This is a genomic window from Micromonospora sp. NPDC048843 (assembly GCF_040649965.1).
Lineage (GTDB): Bacteria > Actinomycetota > Actinomycetes > Mycobacteriales > Micromonosporaceae > Micromonospora > Micromonospora hortensis.
In genome coordinates this window covers 1-6,681 of the sequence record NZ_JBEZGJ010000273.1, presented here as the reverse complement: position 1 = coordinate 6,681, position 6,681 = coordinate 1, and the positions used below count along the sequence as shown (strand labels likewise).

4 protein-coding genes are annotated in these 6,681 nt (G+C 72.3%); 1 reads left to right on the top strand and 3 read right to left on the bottom strand.

Going from position 1 to position 6,681, the window contains the following annotated elements; all coding sequences use genetic code 11:
- Positions 1-120 precede the first annotated feature (120 nt).
- The gene (locus AB0C20_RS34225) at positions 121-996 is read right to left on the bottom strand and encodes a lytic transglycosylase domain-containing protein (protein WP_357190330.1); all 876 of its coding nucleotides are present in this window, start codon (positions 994-996) and stop codon (positions 121-123) included.
- A 34-nt stretch (positions 997-1,030) separates the two neighbouring features.
- Positions 1,031-2,452: a DedA family protein gene (locus AB0C20_RS34220; protein WP_357190332.1), complete on the bottom strand. Its 1,422-nt coding sequence runs from the start codon at positions 2,450-2,452 to the stop codon at positions 1,031-1,033.
- A 133-nt stretch (positions 2,453-2,585) separates the two neighbouring features.
- Between AB0C20_RS34220 and typA the strand changes: the two genes are divergently transcribed.
- Positions 2,586-5,498, top strand: coding sequence for a translational GTPase TypA (gene typA, locus AB0C20_RS34215; protein ID WP_357569554.1), 2,913 nt, complete (start codon positions 2,586-2,588; stop codon positions 5,496-5,498).
- 8 nt (positions 5,499-5,506) lie between these two features.
- Here typA and AB0C20_RS34210 read toward each other — a convergent pair whose 3' ends face one another.
- Positions 5,507-6,232, bottom strand: coding sequence for a protein phosphatase 2C domain-containing protein (locus AB0C20_RS34210; protein ID WP_355007193.1), 726 nt, complete (start codon positions 6,230-6,232; stop codon positions 5,507-5,509).
- Positions 6,233-6,681 lie beyond the last annotated feature (449 nt).

The following is a 6,681-nucleotide window of genomic DNA, read 5'->3' as shown; positions in this document are numbered from 1 at the left end:
CAACCACACTATTCCCCCACCCCCCGCTCTTCCGATCTCGCCCCGGCGGCCACACCGCCCGGCGCTCGCCGCCGACCTGTACAGCCGGGGGGGGCGCACCCCCCACGGCTCCCGTCGAGGTCAGTACGCCAGGCAGACGCACTCGCTCATCAGCGCCCGCACGTTGCGCACGTACGACGGGTTGGGGATGGCCAGCGGCCTCCCCTCCTGAGCCACCGCACCGTGCCCGAAGTTGTACGCGGCGATGACCGCGTTGAGCAGGCAGGAATTCAGCTCGCTGGTGCACAGTGCCGGGTCGAGCCGGAAGTCGGACTCGAAGTACATGTCGCCGATGTACTTCGTCGCCCAGGCCAGGTAGGTGGCGCCGAGGTAGGCGTTGTCCTGGTAGGCGTCGATCTTGTAGCTCTTCTCGAACCGCTGGTTCATCCAGGTCGCGGTGTCCGGCATCACCTGCAACAGCCCGACCCCACCGTCGCAGGCGTAGATGTTGGACTGCCAGCCGCTCTCCTGCCACGCGGTGGCCTTGAGCAGGTTGAGCGGGATCTTGATGTCCGGTGCCGAGACCGGCCAGTAGGTGCGGTTGGCCGCATCGGTCAGCGCCGCCTTCACCTCGGACCGGCTCGCCTGGCTGCCCTTGTAGGTCGGCTTGCAGGAGCTCGGGGCCGGCTTCGGCGGTGCCGGCGGCACCTCGGTCTCGGTGGGCGGCTTCGGCACCGGGCGCGGCTTCGGCGCCGCCCGGGTCGGCTTCTTCGTCGTCTTCGGCTTCGGGGTCGCGCTCCGACTCGGGGCGGAACCCATCGATTCCACGGCGCTCACCGACGGGCTCGGCTCCTCGCTGACCTCGTCGGACGGGGTGTCGGTCGGCCCGTCGGTGATGGCGACCGGCGCGGCCAGGCCCGGTGGGCTCTCCCCCTTGGCGGCGCAGCCGACCAGCGCGCTCGCGAGCAGAAGCCCGGCGAGCACTGCGGCGCCCAGCCGATCGGTGCGTCGAACCATGCCGTGGCCTCCCCCGTGTGATTGTCGCCGCACCCTAACAAGGTTCGACCGGGCGGCGTTGCCCCTGCGACGGCCGCCGGGGGGCCTGGTCCACTGAGGGCTGACCGTTGCCCACCGCCCGGTCCCGGGTCGCCCAGGCGACCATGAACACCACTGTCCAGAGCACCCCGAGCAGCACCGCGGCGGCCGTCCCACTCGCCGTGTCCAGTCCGAGGTAGAGCCGCGCGCCGCCGATCCCGAGCACCCCCGCCGCCGCTGCGGTCCAGGCGGCCACCGCCACCGGCCAGTGGGCGCTGCGCGACACCAGCCACGCCAGGGTGCAGAAGCTCGCCGCGACGACGGCGTTCTGGGTGGAGAGCGGCGCCACCTCACCGCCGCCCGGGGCGGTCCCGTTCGGGCCGGTCAGTTCGGCCACCACGGCCAGCACCACCAGCGGCACGAACGCGCCCACAGTGCCGACCACGCTGAGCAGGTCCGCCCGCCAGGGTCGGTTGCGCCACGCCAGCACCGCCGCCACCAGCGCCACCAACAGGATCAGCACCGACCCGCGTACCACCGACACCAACACCAGTGTGGCGTCGGCGGCGTCCGGGGTACGCCGAGCGGCGAACCACCCCGCGATGGCGCCGTCCAGCGCGGCCAGCCCACTGTTGCGGACCGCCACCGCGAGCAGACCGGCGATGGCGAGCCCGGCGGCGAACAGCAGCAGCAGCCCGGCGGCCAGATTGAGCAGCAGCGTCCAGGCCGGGCCGATCCGCATGGCCACCAGGAAGAACAGCACCCCGTAGCGGGCGGTGAGCCACCGCACCGGAGGCAGAGCGCCGGCCCGGGACAGCAGCGCGCGCACCGGGTCGGGGTTACGGCCCAGCCACCGACCCACCAGCACCACACCCACCAGGCCGGCCAGCAGCAGGAACGCCACCCCGGTGGCCCGGCCGAGAAGCCGGGAGACAGTGTCGTACGACTCACCGGCGAGGTGACCGAGCAGCACCGAGCCGCCCACCCAGGTCACCACCCCGGCCAGGTTCCAGAGGGCGAACCGCCGGTACGGCATGCCGGCCGCACCGGCCAGCCGGGGCACCAGGGTCCGGGCGAAAGCCACCCATCGGGCGGCGAACACCCCCCGCCCACCGAGACGGGCGAGCATGGCGTCGGCGCGGGCCCACCGCTGCGGCCCGACCCGGTGACCCAGCCCGGCGCGCAGCCGGGAGCCGTACCGCCGTCCGGCGCGAAAGGCCAGCCCATCGCCGAGGACCGCCGCGACGATCATCGCGAGCAACGCCGGCCCGAGCCGCAAGGTACCGTTGTAGGTGAGGAAGCCGACGAGCAGCAGGGTAGCCTCACCCGGCACGAGCAGGCCGAAGATCACCGCGGTCTCGCCCGCCACGATCAGCGCGGCGACCAGGTAGATCCACAGGGTGGGCAGACCCTGCACCCAGGTCAGCAGGTCGTGCACTCAGGCCCCCGGGACACGGGTGCCAGCATGCCAGCCGGGAGAACCACCGGCACAGCGGTTTCACCATAGATCAGGGGCACCTGGGGGTGACCCCGACGCAGCCTGCGCGAGCGCAGGCGGAAGGATAGAGGGTATGCAGCTTCGCACCGACCTCCGCAACGTCGCCATCATCGCTCACGTCGACCACGGCAAGACCACCCTGGTCGACGCCATGTTGCGGCAGGCCGGCGCGTACGGCGCACGCGGCGAGAACACCGAGCGGGTGATGGACTCCGGTGACCTGGAGCGGGAAAAGGGCATCACGATCCTGGCCAAGAACACCGGTGTGCGTTACCTGCCGGCGGACGGCTCCGACCCGGTCACCATCAACATCATCGACACGCCCGGCCACGCCGACTTCGGCGGCGAGGTGGAGCGCGGCCTGACCATGGTCGACGGTGTGGTGCTGCTCGTCGACGCCAGTGAGGGCCCGCTGCCGCAGACCCGCTTCGTGCTGCGTAAGGCGCTGCGGGCCCGGATGCCGATCATCCTGGTGATCAACAAGGTGGACCGTCCGGACGCCCGGATCAAGGAGGTCGTGGACGACACCTACGAGCTCTTCCTCGACCTGGACGCCGACGAGGAGCAGATCGACTTCCCGATCGTCTACGCCTGCGCCCGCGACGGCGTCGCCTCGCTGACCCAGCCCGCCGACGGCTCGGTGCCCGACGACAGCACCTCCCTGGAGCCGCTGTTCCGCACCCTGCTGGACACCATCCCGGCACCCTCGTACGACGAGGGCGCGCCGTTGCAGGCCCACGTCACCAACCTGGACGCCTCGCCGTTCCTCGGCCGGCTCGCGCTGTGCCGGGTCCGCCAGGGCACCATCAACAAGGGCCAGACGGTGGCCTGGTGCCGCACCGACGGCAGCACCCAGCGGGTCCGCATCTCCGAGATGCTGATGACCGAGGGCCTGGAGCGCACGTCGGCCGAGACCGCCGGCCCGGGCGACATCATCGCCGTCGCCGGCATCCCGGAGATCATGATCGGTGAGACCCTCGCCGACGTCGAGAACCCTGTCGCGTTGCCGCTGATCACCGTCGACGAGCCGGCCATCTCGATGACCATCGGCACCAACACCTCGCCGCTGGTCGGCCGGCTCAAGGGCTCCAAGGTCACCGCGCGGATGGTCAAGGACCGGCTCGACAAGGAGCTGATCGGCAACGTGTCCCTGCGGGTCCTGCCCACCGAGCGGCCGGACGCCTGGGAGGTGCAGGGCCGCGGCGAGCTGGCGCTGGCCATCCTGGTCGAGCAGATGCGCCGGGAGAGCTACGAGCTGACCGTCGGCAAGCCGCAGGTGGTCACCCGGGTAATCGACGGCAAGACCTGCGAGCCGGTCGAGCGGCTGACCATCGACGCCCCGGAGGAATACCTCGGCGCGATCACCCAGCTCCTCGCCACCCGCAAGGGCCGGATGGAGCAGCTTGTCAACCACGGCACCGGCTGGATCCGGATGGAGTGGCTGGTGCCGGCGCGCGGCCTGATCGGCTTCCGCACCGAGTTCCTCACCGACACGCGGGGCACCGGCATCCTGCACCACGTCTTCGAGTCGTACGAGCCGTGGTTCGGCGAGCTGCGCACCCGTAACAACGGCTCGCTGGTCGCCGACCGGGCCGGCGCGGTCACCGCCTTCGCGATGACCAACCTGCAGGAGCGCGGTCAGCTCTTCGTCGAGCCCACCACCGAGGTGTACGAGGGCATGATCGTCGGGGAGAACTCCCGCTCCGACGACATGGACGTCAACATCACCAAGGAGAAGAAGCTCACCAACATGCGGCAGTCGACCTCCGACGAGACCGAGAAGCTGGTCCCGCCGCGCAAGCTCACCCTGGAGCAGGCGCTGGAGTTCTGCCGCGAGGACGAGTGCGTCGAGGTCGCCGGTTGGCGTCGGCTGCGCGCCGGCGTGGACGCGGGCGCGACAGCCCGTTGGCGCACCGAGGTACGCCGGCTGCGGGCCGCGCTACCTGCCGACGCCCCGCCGAAGAGCCGCGCCCACGCCACCGGCCGCACCGGCTCGGGTGGACTGAGCGACGATCTCGCCGCCGGGCTGCTCGTCGGTCTGGCGTACCCGGAACGGTTGGCCCGGGTGCGGCGGCCGGGCGGTTCCGCGTACCTGATGACCGGCGGGACCGCCGCGGAGCTGGCGGCCGGCTCGGGGCTGACCGGGTCCGACTGGCTGGCGGTGGCGGTCGCGGACCGCACCCCCGGCGCGCCGTCGGCCCGCATCCGCCGGGCCTCCCCGGTGGACGAGGCAACGGCCCGGGAGGCGGCCGGTCCGTTGCTACGCACCGGCCGCGAGGTCGGCTGGTCGGACGGGGACGTGGTGGCCCGGGAGGTGACCCGGCTGGGCGCCATCGAGCTGGTCCAGCGGCGGTTGGACCGGCCGGACCGGGCGGAGGTGGCCGCCGCGCTGCTGACCGGCCTACGCCAGGACGGGCTGAGCCTGTTGCAGTGGACGCCGGCGGCTCGGGCGCTGCGCGAGCGGCTCGCGTTCCTCCGACACCAGCTGGGCGAGCCGTGGCCGGAGGTCGGCGACGACTCGTTGCTCGACGCCGCGCCGACGTGGCTGGGCCCGGAGCTGGCCGCCGCGCGACGCCGGGCCGACCTGGCGCGAGTGGACGTGTCGTCGGCGCTGCGTCGGCTGCTGCCCTGGGCGCAGGCCGCCCGCCTCGACGAGCTGGCCCCGGAGCGGATCGAGGTGCCCAGTGGTTCTCGGATCCGACTGGACTACGGCGACCCGGCCGCGCCGGTGCTCGCCGTGAAGCTCCAGGAGACGTTCGGCTGGCCGGCAGCGCCTCGCATCGCCGACGGTCGGGTGCCGGTGCTGCTGCACCTGCTCTCCCCCGCCGGCCGGCCGGTGGCGGTCACCGCCGACCTGGCGTCGTTCTGGCGTACCGGCTATCCGCAGGTCCGCTCGGAGCTACGCGGGCGCTATCCCCGGCACCCGTGGCCGGAGGATCCGGGAACGGCGACACCCACCCGGCACGCCACGCCACGTCGGCGCTGAGCGCCGGTCTACTCCTCGACGACGTCGGCCACCACGACTGTGACGTTGTCCGGCGCGCCGGCGTGCAGGGCCAGGTCGATCAGCTTGGCGGCGCAGGCGTCCCGGTCCGGATAGCCGCTGAGCACCTCGGTGAGGGTGTCCGGGCGAACCACGTTGGAGAGGCCGTCGCTGCACAGCAGCCACCGGTCGCCGGCCCGGGGCACCATCGTCGCGTACGACGGGGAGACCTCTTCGCCCTGCAACGCCTGGGTGACCACGGCCCGACGCGGGTGGCTGCTGGCCTGGTCGGCGGTGATCACGCCCTGATCGACCAGCATCTGCACGAACGTATCGTCCCTGGTGACCTGCTTGAGCACGCCCTCGCGGAACAGGTAGGCCCGGGAGTCGCCGACGTGCGCGAGCGCCAGGCAGCTGCCGGTACGGGCGAAGAGCAGGGCGGTCAGCGTGGTGCCCATGCCCTGGCGCTCGGGATCCTCGGCGACCGCCTGTCGGATCCGGGAGGTGGCCAGGGCGATGCCACCTTCGAGCGCGGCCACCAGGGCGTCCTCGGGTGTCTCCAGGTCGAGCGGGGCGACCGCGTCGATGGTGAGGGCGCTGGCCAGGTCGCCGGCGGCCATCCCGCCCATGCCGTCGGCGACGGCGACGAGCCAGGTGCCGGCGTGCAGGGCGTCCTGGTTTCCGCTGCGGATCAGCCCACGGTCGCTCGTTCCCACGGAACGCAGCTTCAGGGTCATGGGAGGCAGCCTGCCAGGCGAAGGGCGCAGTTGTCTCTAGGAGATCAGGACGACGGCGCGTGGCGCGGCCAATCTCACGTCCGGGTGGCGGCGCGTCGGCGCGCGCGCTCGAGCTGACCGCCCTCGTCGGACGCGGAAACCCATCCAACCAGATCAATTGACATGACGTACCGGCACTGGAAACATCGAGCCGATACCTGGGAGCGCTCCCAGCTCCCGTCGCATCATCGTGCCACCGCCACCGTCCCACTTTCCGTCCCGGAAGGACTCCCCGTGACGCCATCCCGACGCCGCCTCCTGTTGGCTGCGGCGACCACTCTGGCCCTCACCGGCGCGGGCGCCGGCGCGGCCCACGCCGACCCACCACCGGACGCCCCCGAGCAGATCGACAACGGCGACTTCAGCGCCGGGGTGAGCCCCTGGTTCTCCTTCGGCACCGGCGCGCTGGC